Annotated in this window: 14 protein-coding genes; 4 read left to right on the top strand and 10 right to left on the bottom strand. The window is 55.8% G+C overall.

The window, feature by feature from the left end; genetic code table 11:
* Positions 1 to 240 precede the first annotated feature (240 nt).
* On the top strand, positions 241 to 852 hold the full coding sequence (locus FND52_RS04525) for a LuxR C-terminal-related transcriptional regulator (RefSeq protein ID WP_125295221.1): 612 nt from the start codon (positions 241 to 243) through the stop codon (positions 850 to 852).
* A 19-nt stretch (positions 853 to 871) separates the two neighbouring features.
* On the top strand, positions 872 to 1234 hold the full coding sequence (locus FND52_RS04520) for a hypothetical protein (RefSeq protein ID WP_144129620.1): 363 nt from the start codon (positions 872 to 874) through the stop codon (positions 1232 to 1234).
* Here FND52_RS04520 and FND52_RS04515 read toward each other — a convergent pair whose 3' ends face one another.
* The 5 genes from FND52_RS04515 to FND52_RS04495 form a co-directional block, all read right to left on the bottom strand.
* Positions 1235 to 2044 (bottom strand): Cof-type HAD-IIB family hydrolase, encoded by an 810-nt coding sequence (locus FND52_RS04515; protein WP_144129618.1) that lies wholly within the window; start codon positions 2042 to 2044, stop codon positions 1235 to 1237. It abuts the gene before it with no gap.
* Between the two features lie 100 nt (positions 2045 to 2144).
* Positions 2145 to 2972 carry an arylamine N-acetyltransferase gene (locus FND52_RS04510; protein WP_144129616.1) on the bottom strand — a complete coding sequence of 276 codons (828 nt, stop codon included), beginning with the start codon at positions 2970 to 2972 and terminating at the stop codon, positions 2145 to 2147.
* Between the two features lie 72 nt (positions 2973 to 3044).
* On the bottom strand, positions 3045 to 4316 hold the full coding sequence (locus FND52_RS04505) for a glycerate kinase type-2 family protein (protein WP_144129614.1): 1272 nt from the start codon (positions 4314 to 4316) through the stop codon (positions 3045 to 3047).
* A gap of 10 nt (positions 4317 to 4326) precedes the next feature.
* Positions 4327 to 5394 (bottom strand): tartrate dehydrogenase, encoded by a 1068-nt coding sequence (locus FND52_RS04500; RefSeq protein WP_144129612.1) that lies wholly within the window; start codon positions 5392 to 5394, stop codon positions 4327 to 4329.
* Between the two features lie 24 nt (positions 5395 to 5418).
* A complete protein-coding gene (locus tag FND52_RS04495; RefSeq protein WP_125295215.1) occupies positions 5419 to 6720 on the bottom strand; it encodes an MFS transporter in 1302 nt (433 codons plus the stop codon).
* Between the two features lie 131 nt (positions 6721 to 6851).
* On the opposite strand from FND52_RS04495, the gene FND52_RS04490 reads away from it, so the two are divergent.
* Positions 6852 to 7772 carry a LysR family transcriptional regulator gene (locus tag FND52_RS04490; RefSeq protein WP_144129610.1) on the top strand — a complete coding sequence of 307 codons (921 nt, stop codon included), beginning with the start codon at positions 6852 to 6854 and terminating at the stop codon, positions 7770 to 7772.
* A 44-nt stretch (positions 7773 to 7816) separates the two neighbouring features.
* Here FND52_RS04490 and FND52_RS04485 read toward each other — a convergent pair whose 3' ends face one another.
* From FND52_RS04485 to FND52_RS04465, 5 genes are all read right to left on the bottom strand, one after another.
* Positions 7817 to 8113: a DUF6966 domain-containing protein gene (locus FND52_RS04485; RefSeq protein WP_144129609.1), complete on the bottom strand. Its 297-nt coding sequence runs from the start codon at positions 8111 to 8113 to the stop codon at positions 7817 to 7819.
* Positions 8110 to 9264 (bottom strand): type VI secretion system tube protein TssD, encoded by a 1155-nt coding sequence (tssD, locus tag FND52_RS04480; RefSeq protein ID WP_144129606.1) that lies wholly within the window; start codon positions 9262 to 9264, stop codon positions 8110 to 8112. Before tssD ends, FND52_RS04485 begins: the two co-directional genes overlap by 4 nt.
* Before the next feature lie 239 nt (positions 9265 to 9503).
* The gene (norR, locus tag FND52_RS04475) at positions 9504 to 11057 is read right to left on the bottom strand and encodes a nitric oxide reductase transcriptional regulator NorR (RefSeq protein WP_144129604.1); all 1554 of its coding nucleotides are present in this window, start codon (positions 11055 to 11057) and stop codon (positions 9504 to 9506) included.
* 101 nt (positions 11058 to 11158) lie between these two features.
* Positions 11159 to 11389 (bottom strand): tautomerase PptA, encoded by a 231-nt coding sequence (gene pptA, locus FND52_RS04470; protein ID WP_144129602.1) that lies wholly within the window; start codon positions 11387 to 11389, stop codon positions 11159 to 11161.
* Between the two features lie 49 nt (positions 11390 to 11438).
* Entirely contained in the window at positions 11439 to 12056 is a 618-nt protein-coding gene (locus FND52_RS04465; RefSeq protein ID WP_144129600.1) for a glutathione S-transferase family protein, read from the bottom strand.
* Positions 12057 to 12317: 261 nt separating this feature from the next.
* On the opposite strand from FND52_RS04465, the gene ansP reads away from it, so the two are divergent.
* Positions 12318 to 13811, top strand: a complete 1494-nt coding sequence (ansP, locus tag FND52_RS04460) for an L-asparagine permease (protein WP_125295204.1) — start codon at positions 12318 to 12320, stop codon at positions 13809 to 13811.
* Positions 13812 to 13939: the final 128 nt, after the last annotated feature.

The raw sequence follows: 13939 nt of genomic DNA, 5'->3' as shown, positions 1-13939 counted from the left end.
AACAATAACAAATTTCCTGAATTACCTTGTTAAGACCAAAGACCCTCCACAAGGAAAATTCTTATTAGTAATTACAATTTCTTGTTTTTGTACGCATTTAGTTACCAATAAAAAAATCAACCGCACGTTATGTCGCTATTTGGATAAGATTAATCCTATACTCATAGAATATTTTCTGAATTGCAAATTGCTGGTCCAGGATGGAATATTCCTGGTAAGTTTCCCTTGAAGGATGTGGGTATGATTATCGTTGTAACGAACTGTGGATTATTTAAAAACGGATTTGAAAGCTTTCAGGAAAGTTACATCTGTGATTGCACTTCATTTTCCCGGGTTGAATACGTTACGCAAATAGGCAAAGCCTCTTTTCAAAAATATGCGCAGGTCAAAGCTATTATTGTTGATTATGAGCAGCAGGACATCTCATTATTAATCGCATTAATGGAAATAAAGTCTGTTGATCCTGAACTGACGCTGATATTGATGACCCGCGAAGCCCGCTTTTCAAATACTATTGAAAATATTCTGATCAATACCGTTGCTGATTATGCGTTGAACTGTACCGACTCCCTGAGAAAACTGGAGCGGATACTCCGGGAGCTGCACGGTTGCACACAGCATAAAACCATCGTTAAAAATACCGCCTGGTACCGCATCGAAAAGGCCTCGAACCTGACCCGTAAAGAAGAAGTGGTGCTGCCGTATATTGTCTCGGGGAAAAATAACAAAGAGATTTCACGCTACCTGAATTTATCTCAGAAAACAGTCAGTTGCCATCGGCGAAGCATTTATGAAAAATTCAAAGTGAATAATTTGATTGGTCTGTACAACACCTTTTGCTATACGAAATAGCCGTTAACCGGGTCGGATTATGTCTACCTCACAATATATAGAGCAAGCGTTGCAGCACTGTTTTTTAGCGTTATATCACCAAAACGGCGAAACCCATTCCACGGCGGCGTATTCGGCGCTTTTCGCCACCCTCAGTGAACAGGATGTGCCCGCCTGCCAGCGCAAATATTACCGGGATTTAAAACAGACCTTTCTGGCGGCCATCAGCCTTATTGAGCAGAACCTGGCGCAACAGGGCAATGAGCTGTTTATCGGTAAGCTCCGGCAAAAGATGCTGATTCAGCTGCTGGAGTTTTATAAGCAAACCTGCGGCTGGCTGGCGGTAGAGGAGTACATTGCTTCGCGCAATACTCTCCTCTACCACCACGCGCACTGCGAGTAATCAGGCGGGTAGCCGCTGTTCCAGCACCGCGTCAATCACCTCCAGCGCGCCGCTGTGATTCAGCGATCCGGTGGCGTATTTGGCGATCTTTTTCACTTCCGGCGCGGCATTGTCCATGGCGAAGGAGTACCCCGCCAGTTGCAGCATTTCAATATCGTTGCCGCTGTCGCCCACCGCCACGCATTCGCTGGGGTTGATATCCCAGCGCGCCATCAGGCGCTGTAAGCCGCTGGCCTTGTGTGACCCGGGAATGATCAAATCCACAAAACCGAAACCGCTGGTTACGGGCTTAACGATACCGTCCAGCGAATGGTGCAGGCTGTCCACCAGCGCCGGGATCGCGTCATCATGCAAATTCAGTGAGAATTTAAAGATCACATCGTCAATGGCGTACAGATCGTCCACCGGCTTCAGGCGGTGATAGTGTTTCGACATCAAATCGATAAACGCCTGCGGCGCGCCGGTGCGGTAATAAGCGCTTTCCAGCCCGCAGACCACGAAGTTAATGCCGTCGAATTCGCCGAGTTCATCCACCACTTTGTGGAACTGAGCGGTGGTCAGCTCACCGTGATGAACGCGCTGCCCCTGGTCATAAACCAGCGCGCCGTTTTCCGCAACGAACGAGATGTCGTGACAAATCTCAGGGAAGAATGAAATAAGCTGGTAGTACTGGTTGCCGCTGGCGACCACAAACTTGATGCCCTTCTCCTTCAGCGCGTGGTACTGCCGTTGAAACCTTTCCCGATCGTAATCCTTTTTCTCGTTGAGAAAGGTGCCATCCATATCCACCGCGATGAGCTTAATCTTCATACAACCTCATTAAATCAGTACAACTTAAGGGCGATATGCTAACACCCTTTAATCAAAGAACCATATGGAATGGACATATTCATACTTATCGCAAATGAATTTACGACTGTTCCAGCCGCGCCATCACCGCCCGCAGCGCCTCACGGCTCACCCCATGCACTGGGTGCGATAAGGCAAGCCCGCACTCCTCCACCAGGCAATCATACAGCGCATCGGCATTGGGTAATTCTTCCGTAGCGGCAGGATGGCCGGGCACACGCCGGGTGACGCGCCGGTTAAGCAGCGTGATTTTGCCGCCGTCGGGGCGCATCAACGCCAGCAGCAAATGATGCCGGAAATGCGAGTCCGGCCAGCGGGAGACAAAATGGTTCGCCATCAGATAATCCGCCGGATACTGGTGTGCCAGGTCGAAGCGGTACAGCGCCTGCCAGCCTTCGTCGTTGCGCGTCTCCAGAGAGTAATCGTCGTCGTTCCGGATCAGCCGGTAGCTGCCGTGCGGCGTGTTTTGCACCGCATCCGGGGTAAACGCAATCGGCGTCGATAGCGTCTGGCCGCCGAAGCCCACGTCTGCCAGCCACTGGGCATCATCAAGGGTGATCAGCGACAGCCGATGGGTGCGCGGCGGCATCTCCGGTGGATTAGCCAGCACCACCCGCGCCCCCAGATCCTGCACCGCGAATCCCAGCTCGCGCAGCGCGCGGGTAAAGACGCCGTTCTGCTCGTAGCAGTAGCCGCCGCGTCGGGCGCTAAGCAGTTTGTCAGCGAGATGCGCGTCATCCAGCAAAATGGGCCGTTCCAGCAACACGTCAAGATTTTCGAAGGGGATATGGCAGGTGTGCAGTAAATGCAGCTGTTTTAACGTCGCGTAATCCGCGCGCGCCTCACCGCGAAAGCCGATGCGCGCAAAGTAATCATCAATAAAGGCCATAACCGGGTTCCTGTAAAAATACCCTACAGTTATAGCCTTTAATAACCATTTCCTGTTTCGGTTTGTGCGATTTCAGGGATCTTCTGGCGCAATCAGGATCGCGCGGATATCGTTAACGTTGGTCAGCGTCGGGCCGGTGATCACCAACGCCTGCTGCGCGGCAAAGTAGCTGTAGCTGTCATGGGCGTCGAGGAATGCGCTGGCATCCGGCCCGCGCGTCAGGGTATCTGGCCCGATAATCGCACCGGCGGCGTCCTCAGTGCCGTCAATACCGTCGCTGTCCCCGGCGATGGCCCAAATCCCCGCCTCGCCTTTGAGCGCCACCGCCAGGCTGAGCAAAAACTCGCAATTGCGCCCGCCGCGCCCGCCCTCGCTGCTGCCCAGCGTCACGGTGGTTTCTCCGCCGCTCAGCAGGATCGCAGGCGGCTTCACCGGTAAGCCGTGGCGCTTCACCGAACGGGCGATCCCGGCCATCATGATGCCCATCTGGGCGCTTTCGCCCTCCAGCGCATCGCCGAGGATCAGCGGCGTATAGCCGAGCTTTTCAGCCATCTGCGCCGCCGCCTGTAGTGCCGAGTGCGGCGTGGCGATCGTTCGCACCTCGCTGCGGATATCACTTTCCCGCACCGGCTCGCGCGGCTGGTCCAGTACCTGCCGCACCGCCTCCGGCACCGGGATCTGATAGCGCGCCAGAATCGCCTGCGCCTGCGCCGCCGAACTGTTATCCGCGACCGTCGGGCCAGAGGCGATATCGCCGGGGTCATCCCCCGGCACATCGCTGATCGCCAGCGTCACTACCCGCGCCGGATACGCCGCTTTCGCCAGCCGCCCGCCCTTGATATCCGACAGCTGCTTGCGCACCACGTTGATTTCGTGGATGGTCGCCCCGCTGCGCAACAGCGATTTGGTGAGCGCCTGCTTATCCGCCAGGGTTATGCCAGACCGGGGCAGCGCCAGCAGCGCCGATCCGCCGCCGGACATCAGCGCAATCACGCAGTCGTCCGGTCCCAGGTCCTTTACGCTTTCCAGCGCCAGCATCGACGCCATTTCGCTCATGCAGTCCGATACCGGATGGGCCGCTTCAATAATCCGGATACGCTGGCACGCCACCGCATGGCCGTAACGCGTCACTACCACGCCGCTCAGCGCCACGTCCGGCCAGGCGGATTCCAGCACCGCCGCCATGGCGGCGCTGGCCTTGCCCGCGCCGACCACCACACAGCGTCCGCCAGGCTTTTCCGGCAGCGCCTGACGCAGCGCGTCGCTCGGGTCGGCCCGCTGGATCGCCGCCTGGAAAATCTCCCGCAGTTCGCCACGGTATTGTGCATCCTGAGAGATTGCCATAGCCCCTCCGTTAACTTTCCAGAATGGCGTGGATTACCGCGTCGGTCACCTGACGGGTGTTAGCGCTGCCGCCGACGTCCGGCGTCTTAATGCCCGCCGCACAGACCTGATCTACCGCGCTCAGCAGCAGCGCCGCTGCGTCGGCTTCGCCGAGGTGTTCCAGCATCTGCGCCGCGGTCCAGAAGCTGGCTACCGGGTTAGCGATGCCCTTGCCGGTGATGTCAAACGCCGAGCCGTGGATCGGTTCGAACATCGACGGGAAACGGCGTTCCGGGTCGATATTGGCGGTCGGCGCAACGCCCAGGCTGCCTGCCAGCGCCCCCGCCAGATCCGACAGGATATCGGCGTGCAGGTTGGTGGCGACGATGGTATCGAGAGACTGCGGATGCAGCGTCATGCGCACCGTCATGGCGTCCACCAGCATTTTGTCCCAGCTGACGTCCGGAAATTCCGCCGCCACTTCCGCCGCGATTTCATCCCACATCACCATGCCGTGGCGCTGAGCGTTGGATTTGGTCACCACGGTCAGCAATTTGCGCGGGCGCGACTGCGCCAGACGGAAGGCGTAGCGCATAATGCGCGTTACGCCGACGCGGGTGAAAATCGCCACTTCGGTGCCGACTTCTTCCGGCAATCCCCGGTGGGCGCGTCCGCCGTTGCCGGAATATTCCCCTTCCGAGTTTTCCCGCACGATCACCCAGTCCAGCGCGCCCGGCCCGGCGTGGCGCAACGGCGACTCAATCCCCGGCAGGATGCGGGTTGGACGCACGTTGGCATACTGATCGAATCCCTGGCAGATCGGCAGACGCAGCCCCCAGAGGGTAATATGGTCCGGCACGTCCGGTGCGCCCACCGCGCCGAAGTAGATGGCGTCAAACGCCTTAAGCTGTGCCAGGCCGTCTTCCGGCATCATCACCCCGTGGGCTTTGTAATAATCCGAGCCCCACTCAAAGGTCTGGAAGGAGAAACGCAGCGTGCCGAGGCGTTTTTCCAGCGCTTTTAGCACATCGATCCCGGCGGAGATCACTTCCGGGCCGATACCGTCAGCGGGAATAGCGGCGATTGAGTAATTTTTCATATTGAGTTCCTTTGGAATGCGTTGTTAAACGTGCGTCGCCGACGCGGCGGCCGCAGCCTTTTTGTTCATGGATGAGAGCAGTAATACCGTGAGCGAAGAGAGCACCAGCAGACCGGCGACAAACCACAAACCCCAGGTGTAACTGCCGCTGTGTTCTTTGATGACGCCAATCATGAATGGACCGACAAAGCCGCCCAGATTGCCGATGGAGTTAATGGTGGCGATGCCCGCCGCCGCCGCCGGGCCGGAGAGAAACAGCGTCGGCATACTCCACAGCGGCGGTTTGGAGGCGCTAATGCCGCAGTTGACGATGGTCAGCGCCAGGATCACGGTGACCACCGTGGTAGCGCTTCCGGCAAACAGCAGACCGCAGGCCGCCAGCAGGCAGGCACCGATCACATGCCACGGGCGTTCATTGGTGCGGTCAGAATGACGCGCCCAGACCACCATCGCCATGACCGCAATCACGGCAGGAACGGCGTTCAGCAGGCCGACAGTCATCGAGGAAATCCCCAGGGTTTTGATGATCTGCGGCGACCAGATGCCGAGGGTATACAGCCCGGCGGAGGTGCCGAAGTAGACCAATGCCAGGGCCAGCACACGCGGATCGAGCAGCCCTTTCAGCACACTGTGCTGGGCAGTGGCCTGCTTGCGGGACTGTTCGGCGGCGAGGGTCGCCATCAGCCAGTTGCGCTCTTCGTCATCCAGCCATTTAGCTTTTTCTGGTTTATCGGTCAGCCAGAACAGCACCACCACGCCAAACACCACGGCGGGCAGGGCTTCCAGCACAAACATCCACTGCCATCCCCGGAAGCCCATCAGGCCGTTCATCTCCAGCAGTGCGGCGGAGATCGGCGAACCCAGGGCAGTAGAAATCGGCGCGGCAGCCATAAAAATCGCCGTCACCTGGGCGCGGCGCTGGGCCGGGAACCAGTAGCTGAGATAGAGAATAATGCCGGGGAAAAAGCCCGCTTCCGCCACGCCGAGCAGGAAACGCAGGGTGTAGAAGCTGGTGGTGCCCTGTACAAACGCCATCGCGCCGGAGACCAGCCCCCAGGTGATCATCACCCTGGCAATCCAGATACGCGCCCCGACTTTATGCAGGATCAGGTTGGACGGGACTTCAAACAGAAAATAGCCGAGGAAGAAAATCCCTGCCCCGAGGCCAAATACCGTGGGGGAAAAGCCGAGATCGTCGTTCATGGTCAGCGCCGCGAAACCGATATTGACGCGGTCGAGGAAGGCAATGAAATAGAGCAGCATGATGAAGGGTACGATGCGCCAGGTGATTTTGCGCAAGACCCGTTGTTCGAGTTTGCAGGTCATGTGAGGTGATCCTCTTTCGTTATGTAGGGTACGCAGTTCGTGACTGCTGTTAACGATTATGCAAACTTTTGTTGATGTATCATTCACATGGGTTTATACAAAAAAATGCAATAATCGCTGCGGGGATCAACATGGAGCTGCATCAACTTCGGTGCTTTTTGGTGGTAGCGGAAACGCTGCACTTCGGGCAGGCGGCACAGCGTCTGGATATGCTGCCCTCGGCGCTGGGTCGCCATATCCGTTTACTGGAGGAATCGCTTGGCACCCGGCTGTTTACCCGCTCGACCCGCAAAGTGGCCCTGACGCCGGACGGCACGCAGCTGCGCGATGACGCCAGAAAGCTGCTGGCCCAGGCCGACGCCATCGCCATGCAGTTTCGCCATCGCGCCCGGTACAGAGCCGCGCTGCTGCGCATCGGCACCATCGACAGCGCCGCCACCGGCCTGCTGCCGCCGCTGCTGCACGCGTTTCGCAAAGCGCATCCCGATGCCGAAGTGCAGCTGATGGAAGACAAAACGGTTCATCTGCTGCCGAAACTGAAAAGCGGACGGCTGGATCTGATTTTTATCAGGCCGCCCGCGCGGCTGGACGAGGAGTTTGCCCAGCAGTTTTTACTGTATGAGGATATTGTGGTGGCGGTGCCGTCGCGGCACCCATTTGCGCTGCGCCAGTCGCTGATGATTGAGGATTTAGCCAACCAGCCGATGATCGTCCCCGAGCGCCGCTCGCGCCCGCACAGTTACGATCTCACCATGAATCTGTTCCACGATGCCGGGTTAACGGTGCATATTTCGCAGGTGGCCGATGAGAAGCAGACCATCATCAACCTGGTGTCGGCGGAATTAGGGCTGGCGATTGTCCCGCAGTGGAGCAGCCGGATTTCTCTGCCGGACGTGTCGTTTGTGCCGCTGAACGTTGACGCCCGCTCAACACGCCAGGGCTTGCCGCTGGCCGCCGTCTGGCTGCGTTCGGCAAGCGACCCGTTACGCGATGCGATGCTGGAGGTGCTTAATTCACATCGGGAGTTTTATTCCCGACCCGGGACGGTTTGAGGCCGAGGCGTCTATTTTTTCTGATCATTGAGAAGTGCGTAAAGTCACCTGTTAATGCTTGAGAGATATGCGATTTCTTTTTTTAACAGCCGATATAACTCATCCTGCATCTTACTTAATTGGTTGTTTTCGTCACTAAGCATCTTCCCCTTCTCCATTAAAATAAGATCGCTAAAGGAGCCAGCGCCTCCAAACTGGTTTTTAATTTCATGAAGAGTATATTCGTAATTTTCTTTAAGCCTTTCACTAAAATCCAGGAATAATAGCCCCCAAACGCTTTCATTATTAGCCAGTAAAAGTGTGCTGATACGCATCAGCAATGCCTGAATTTCGTCTTTCACTTTATAGCTCCTGAATGTAAGATTTTTACTCCCGGAATATCCCATGGGGCCGGGATAACGACTTGTTCTGTTCCCCCCGCATACAGATCCGTTTGATAACTCACCTGACCAACATAGATTTTGGTACCTTCTGGAATGCTTATAACATGGTAGCTATCCAGAGGAGATTGCTTTCCGTCAGGCCATACGGGTAGGAGAGCTTTATCCATCCGAGTCTGAATTATTCCTTGCGGCGTTTCATAACTAAAAAATCTGCCAAGTTGCACCGAATGCGTCCCACCTCTAAAAAAAACGGTATCATCTGTTAATCTTATCTCCTTATAAACTCCACCTGAAAAGGTTTCCGCAAGCCATTCGTTCAAAGGCCCAGGATTGATTGCTGAATATTCTCCCTCCACCTTTCCAAGTACATGAAGTTTATTTAATTGGGAAAGATGGCTAACCATTTCTGCTCGACTAACCCCCAGCGCAGAAACCAGCGACACGCCAGCAATAATACCCCCCTTAACCTGATCATTCATCACCTGATCATAACCAGCAGGCGCATCACCCCCCAGTTGTTTAGCAGTTTTCCTATACCCTTCAATATTGCCATTGTAAATACCGCCAGCAGCAAGCAACCTTCCAACGCCTTTGCTATTAAGGGTGCGATTTTTGTTTGCCGGTGAAGGTACAAACAAATTATTATAGTCAACGGGTAGAGCCAGGTAACTAAATTCTGTATTAGCAACAATATTTTTACAGAGAATATAATCGTACTGAACACTAACAGATTCACTATGCAAGTCATTAAAATTAAAATTGTGGAATAACTTAACAACCGAAGCATTGCGAAGCTCAATAAAATAATATTTTTCCCATCTTCCAGCCTTATCTATTCTGTAAAAATAAAACTGCATAAAAAGCAACTCGTTGTTATTAATGGCGTTGCATAGTAAAGGCGTGCTCTTATCGACAAGTTTGCAAAAACTGAGCGTCTGAAGATTGCAGCCTTTTCCTGTACTAGTGATTTTATTTGCTAGCGAAAATGCTAAGATTTCGCCTTCATGCCCGGCTCGCCAGTAATTACCTACTGAGGCGGAAGTACTGCAACCTGCGGAAATTAATCCCTGTCGTTGCCCTGTGATATTAAGATAGATGGCACAACTCATACATCCTTCATCCTTGTTATTCTAGTCCATTCAACTCAACAACATTTAATAACAACGTGCTTTGTAAATCAAAAAAAAACCTGTATATAAATAGAGTTTGGAGAATGTTCAATAAAAAGGCGGTTATTTTGACTACGTGTTTATTTAATATTAACCGCTCATATATGGTGAGATATCGCTTGCCGCCGTCTGGCTGCGTTCGGCAAGCGACCCGTTACGCGATGCGATGCTGGAGGTGCTTAATTCACATCGCGAGTTTTATTCCCGACCCGGGACGCTTTAAGCCCCAAACGTTTCGCAAGCCGGTGCAAATTCGCCACGTCAATGTCCAGCGCCCGGGCGCAGGCGGCCCAGTTATTGTTGGTTTGCGCCAGGGTGCGGCGAATAAGCTGGCTCTGAAACGCGTCGGTGGCATCACGCAGCGCCAGATTTTCTTCCGGAAGTTCCACAGGCTGCACGGGTGAGCTTTCCAGGCCCGGCGTGAGCGCGAAATGGCTGGCTTCGAGGATCAGTTCATCGCTGTTTTGCGTGGCGCCCGCCAGTAAAATCGCCCTGTGGATCGCGTGCTCCAGCTCTCGCACGTTGCCCGGCCAGTCGTAAGCGCGGATATGCGTAAGCGCGCTGGCGCTCAGCACCACGCTGCCCAACCCCAGCCGCGCCCTGGACTGCTCGCAAAAGAAGCCCGCCAGTACCACTTTGTCGTCGCCGCGCTCGCGTAAGGCCGGAACCACCAGCGGGAACACGCTGAGCCGATGATACAGGTCGGCACGAAAGCGCCCTTCCATCACCTCCTCTTTCAGGTCACGGTTAGTGGCTGCTAACACGCGCACGTCAACCCGCAAACTGCGATCGTCGCCGACGCGCTGAATATCGCCATATTGCAACACGCGCAGCAATTTTGCCTGTAACGGCAGGGAAAGCTCGCCGATCTCATCTAAAAACAGCGTACCGTGATCCGCCATTTCAAACTTCCCGCTGCGGTTGCTGATCGCCCCGGTAAATGCCCCTTTTACGTGACCGAACAGCTCGCTTTCCGCCACGGATTCTGGCAGGGCCGCGCAGTTAAGATACACCAGCGGATTGGCGGCGCGGGCCGATCCTTCATGGATAGCGCGCGCCACCAGCTCTTTACCGGTGCCGGTTTCGCCGCTGATCAGTACGTTAAGATCTGACGGCGCGACAATATCAATTGCCTTCTTTAGCGCCACCATCGGCGCGCACAGGCCGATCATCTCCGTCCCCGAGGCGTTGCCAGTGTGGGCGGCGGTGGCGGCAGGCAGCGGGTTATTTTTTTCCAGCTGTTCGATCAGCAACGCATTATCCAGCGCGCCAGCGGCAAGCACCGCAATCAGTCGCAGCTCTTCGTCGCTGAAGTTATCGAATTGGGTAGGATCCATGCCGTCGAGGGTAAGTGCGCCGATCAGGGTTTGCCCGGCAAACAGCGGCAGGCCGATGCAGGCATGGACTTTCAGGCTTTCATGGCCGGGGATCAGGCCGTCATACGGATCCGGCAGGGTGCTGTCCGCCGGGAAGCGCACAATATCTCCGGCACGGGCGATGGCCTCCAGACGCGGATGCTCATTAAGGGCGAAACGCCTGCCGGGCACGTCCGGGGACAGTCCATCAATCGCCAGTGGGCGGAAATGCTGGGCTTCATAACGCAGCAGCGCCGAGGCATCGCACTGCAACACATCCCGTAAGGTGCTGATTAAACGCTGGAAACGATCCTGATGGCTGATGCCCTGTTGAAGCTGAATGGCAATGGTCGCGAGAAGATTGATGGACAGGCTCATAGCGGGCGCCTCATAGATAGTCATTATGACTGCATTTTGTCATATTGACCACGGTTATAAAAGGCGCGAAAAATTGCCCACCACGGCGGGCAATCTCTTTACTACATACTGTAACCGGGTTTCTTCGCCAGAGTATCCAGCTTCGGCGCGATTTCGGTATCCCATACCTGCGCTTTCCAGTTATCCGGCTGGACCTGTTCCAGCGCCACGCTCACCGAGGTCGGTTTGCTGTCGAGATGTTTCATCACCACGTTAGCGATATCGTCGGCAAACGCCTGGCGCTGCTCTTCGGTTAAGTCACGTGGGAAAAATTTAATATCTACATGCGGCATGGAAACACTCCTGAGGAAAGGGAACAAACATCCTGCCCTGTTTTATCCGCTATGACAAAAGATTATTTGCCCGCAACACGTGCTGTAACTCGGGCCGCTCACAGACCCGGTCGGCCAGCGCATTAAGCTTCGGCGTCTCGGCGGCGAACCAGTCCGGGCGTGGCCGCCAGATGCGGATCGCTGGCCAGTAGGCGTCAATCAGCGTCAGCCGCTCGCCAAACGCGTAAGGCGCGTGATGCAGTTGGGTTTCCAGCCAGCGCCACAGCGTTTCGCGATAGCGGTTGGTGCTGTCGGTCAGCGACGCCGGGCTTTCCGCCACCCAACGCTCCGGATAATCGCCATAGGTAAAGGTGGGATAGACGTTCGCCACCAGCCAGACCAGCAGCCGCCAGAACTGCTGACGCGGTTTACTGCCCGGCTCCGGCGCAAATTGCGGATGCCGGTCCAGCAGCCACAGGGCGATGGCGGCGCTTTCGGTCATGATTTCACCGTCGTCCAGCTCCAGCGTCGGCACCTGGCACAGCGGATTTAACCGCGCAAGCCTGTCCCGCTGCGGGCCGGGCTGGTCGAAGCCCTCAATATTAATAAACTGGTAAGGTTCCCCCACCATCGTCAGCATAATTTCACTGATTGCCGAGCCCCAGCCCGGCGCGCCGTAAAGGTCCATCGTCACCTCCTGAGTTTTCTTTCAGTGTAATAACTATTAAGACATTTACCCGGATTATTGCTCTGCCCTGAAACGAGTCAGTAGTGGGATCTATCAGGTTATTCTCACTTTTTCGCGTTTTTTAATCTTCGTCACGCTTAGCCCACTGCGCGGATTTGCCGCCACGCTGAATTCCGGTAGGATGCTGCGCCGGAAAGTCGCCTCACCCAAAACATAACAGAGGCATCGACAACTTTTTTCAGGACAGGAACACAGGAAAACATGACCACCAACAAAGATCATGCGGCCGAACATCGGGCCGCCAAACGACGCTGGCTCAATTCCCATGAAGAGGGCTACCACAAAGCAATGGGCAACCGTCAGCTCCAGATGATCGCCATCGGCGGCGCTATCGGCACCGGGCTGTTTTTAGGCGCGGGCGCGCGTTTGCAGATGGCCGGGCCGTCGCTGGCGCTGGTTTATCTGGTATGCGGGATTTTCTCGTTTTTCATTTTGCGCGCGCTGGGCGAACTGGTCCTGCATCGCCCTTCCAGCGGCAGCTTTGTCTCTTACGCCCGCGAGTTTCTCGGCGAGAAAGCGGCGTTCGTGGCGGGCTGGATGTATTTCATTAACTGGGCGATGACCGGTATCGTCGATATCACCGCGGTTGCGCTGTATATGCACTACTGGGGCGCGTTCGGCGATGTTCCGCAGTGGGTATTCGCGCTGGCGGCGCTGGCGATTGTCGGCACCATGAACATGATCGGCGTTAAGTGGTTCGCCGAAATGGAGTTCTGGTTCGCGCTGGTTAAAGTACTGGCGATTGTGGCGTTTCTGGTGGTGGGTACGATTTTTCTCGGCACCGGCAAACCGCTGGACGGCAATGCCACCGGCTTTCATTTGATCACCGATAACGGCGGCTTCTTCCCGCACGGCCTGCTGCCCGCGCTGGTGCTGGTGCAGGGCGTGGTGTTTGCCTTCGCCTCTATCGAACTGGTCGGCACCGCCGCGGGCGAGTGTAAAGATCCGGAAAAAACCGTGCCGAAGGCGATTAACAGTGTGATCTGGCGTATCGGCCTGTTCTACGTCGGCTCGGTGGTGCTGCTGGTGCTGCTGCTGCCGTGGATGGCTTACCAGCCGGGCCAGAGCCCGTTCGTCACCTTCTTCTCTAAGCTCGGCGTACCGTACATCGGCAGCGTGATGAATATCGTGGTGCTGACGGCAGCGCTCTCCAGCCTCAACTCCGGGCTCTATTCTACGGGCCGTATTCTGCGTTCGATGTCGATGGGCGGTTCCGCACCGCGCTTTATGTCAAAGATGAGCAAACAGCAGGTGCCTTACGCCGGCATTCTCGCCACTCTATGCATCTACGTATTCGGCGTGGTGCTGAACTATCTGGTACCAAGCCAGGTGTTTGAGATCGTGCTGAATATGGCGTCGCTGGGCATTATCGCCTCCTGGGCATTTATCGTGGTGTGCCAGATGCGCCTGCGTAAAGCCATCCGCGAAGGCAAAGCTGAGAAAGTCAGCTTCAGAATGCCGGGCGCGCCGGTCACCTCATGGCTGACCCTGCTGTTCCTGCTTAGCGTGCTGGTGCTGATGGCGTTTGATTACCCGAACGGCACCTGGACCATCGGCTCGATTCCGGTTCTGTGCCTGCTGCTGATCGCTGGCTGGTACGCGGTGCGCAAGCGTGTGAATGAGATTCACAGCACTGCGCCCGTTGAACCCCACGCCGAGGCCGGGCAGCCGCTGGTCGAACATCTCTCCCGTTAATCCACATCACGCCGGGGCTCGCCCCGGCGTTTTTGTTTCCCATTGAAATCCTCGCAAAAAGCGCTAATTTTCATTGCCTGACCTCGGGGTTCTGGGCAACGATAGCAGCATTATTTTAATAACGTATT

The organism is Atlantibacter subterraneus (assembly GCF_007570865.1).
GTDB classification, from domain to species: Bacteria; Pseudomonadota; Gammaproteobacteria; order Enterobacterales; family Enterobacteriaceae; genus Atlantibacter; species Atlantibacter subterraneus.
Note: the sequence above shows the minus strand (reverse complement) of the source record. Positions and strands in the feature narration are given on the sequence as shown.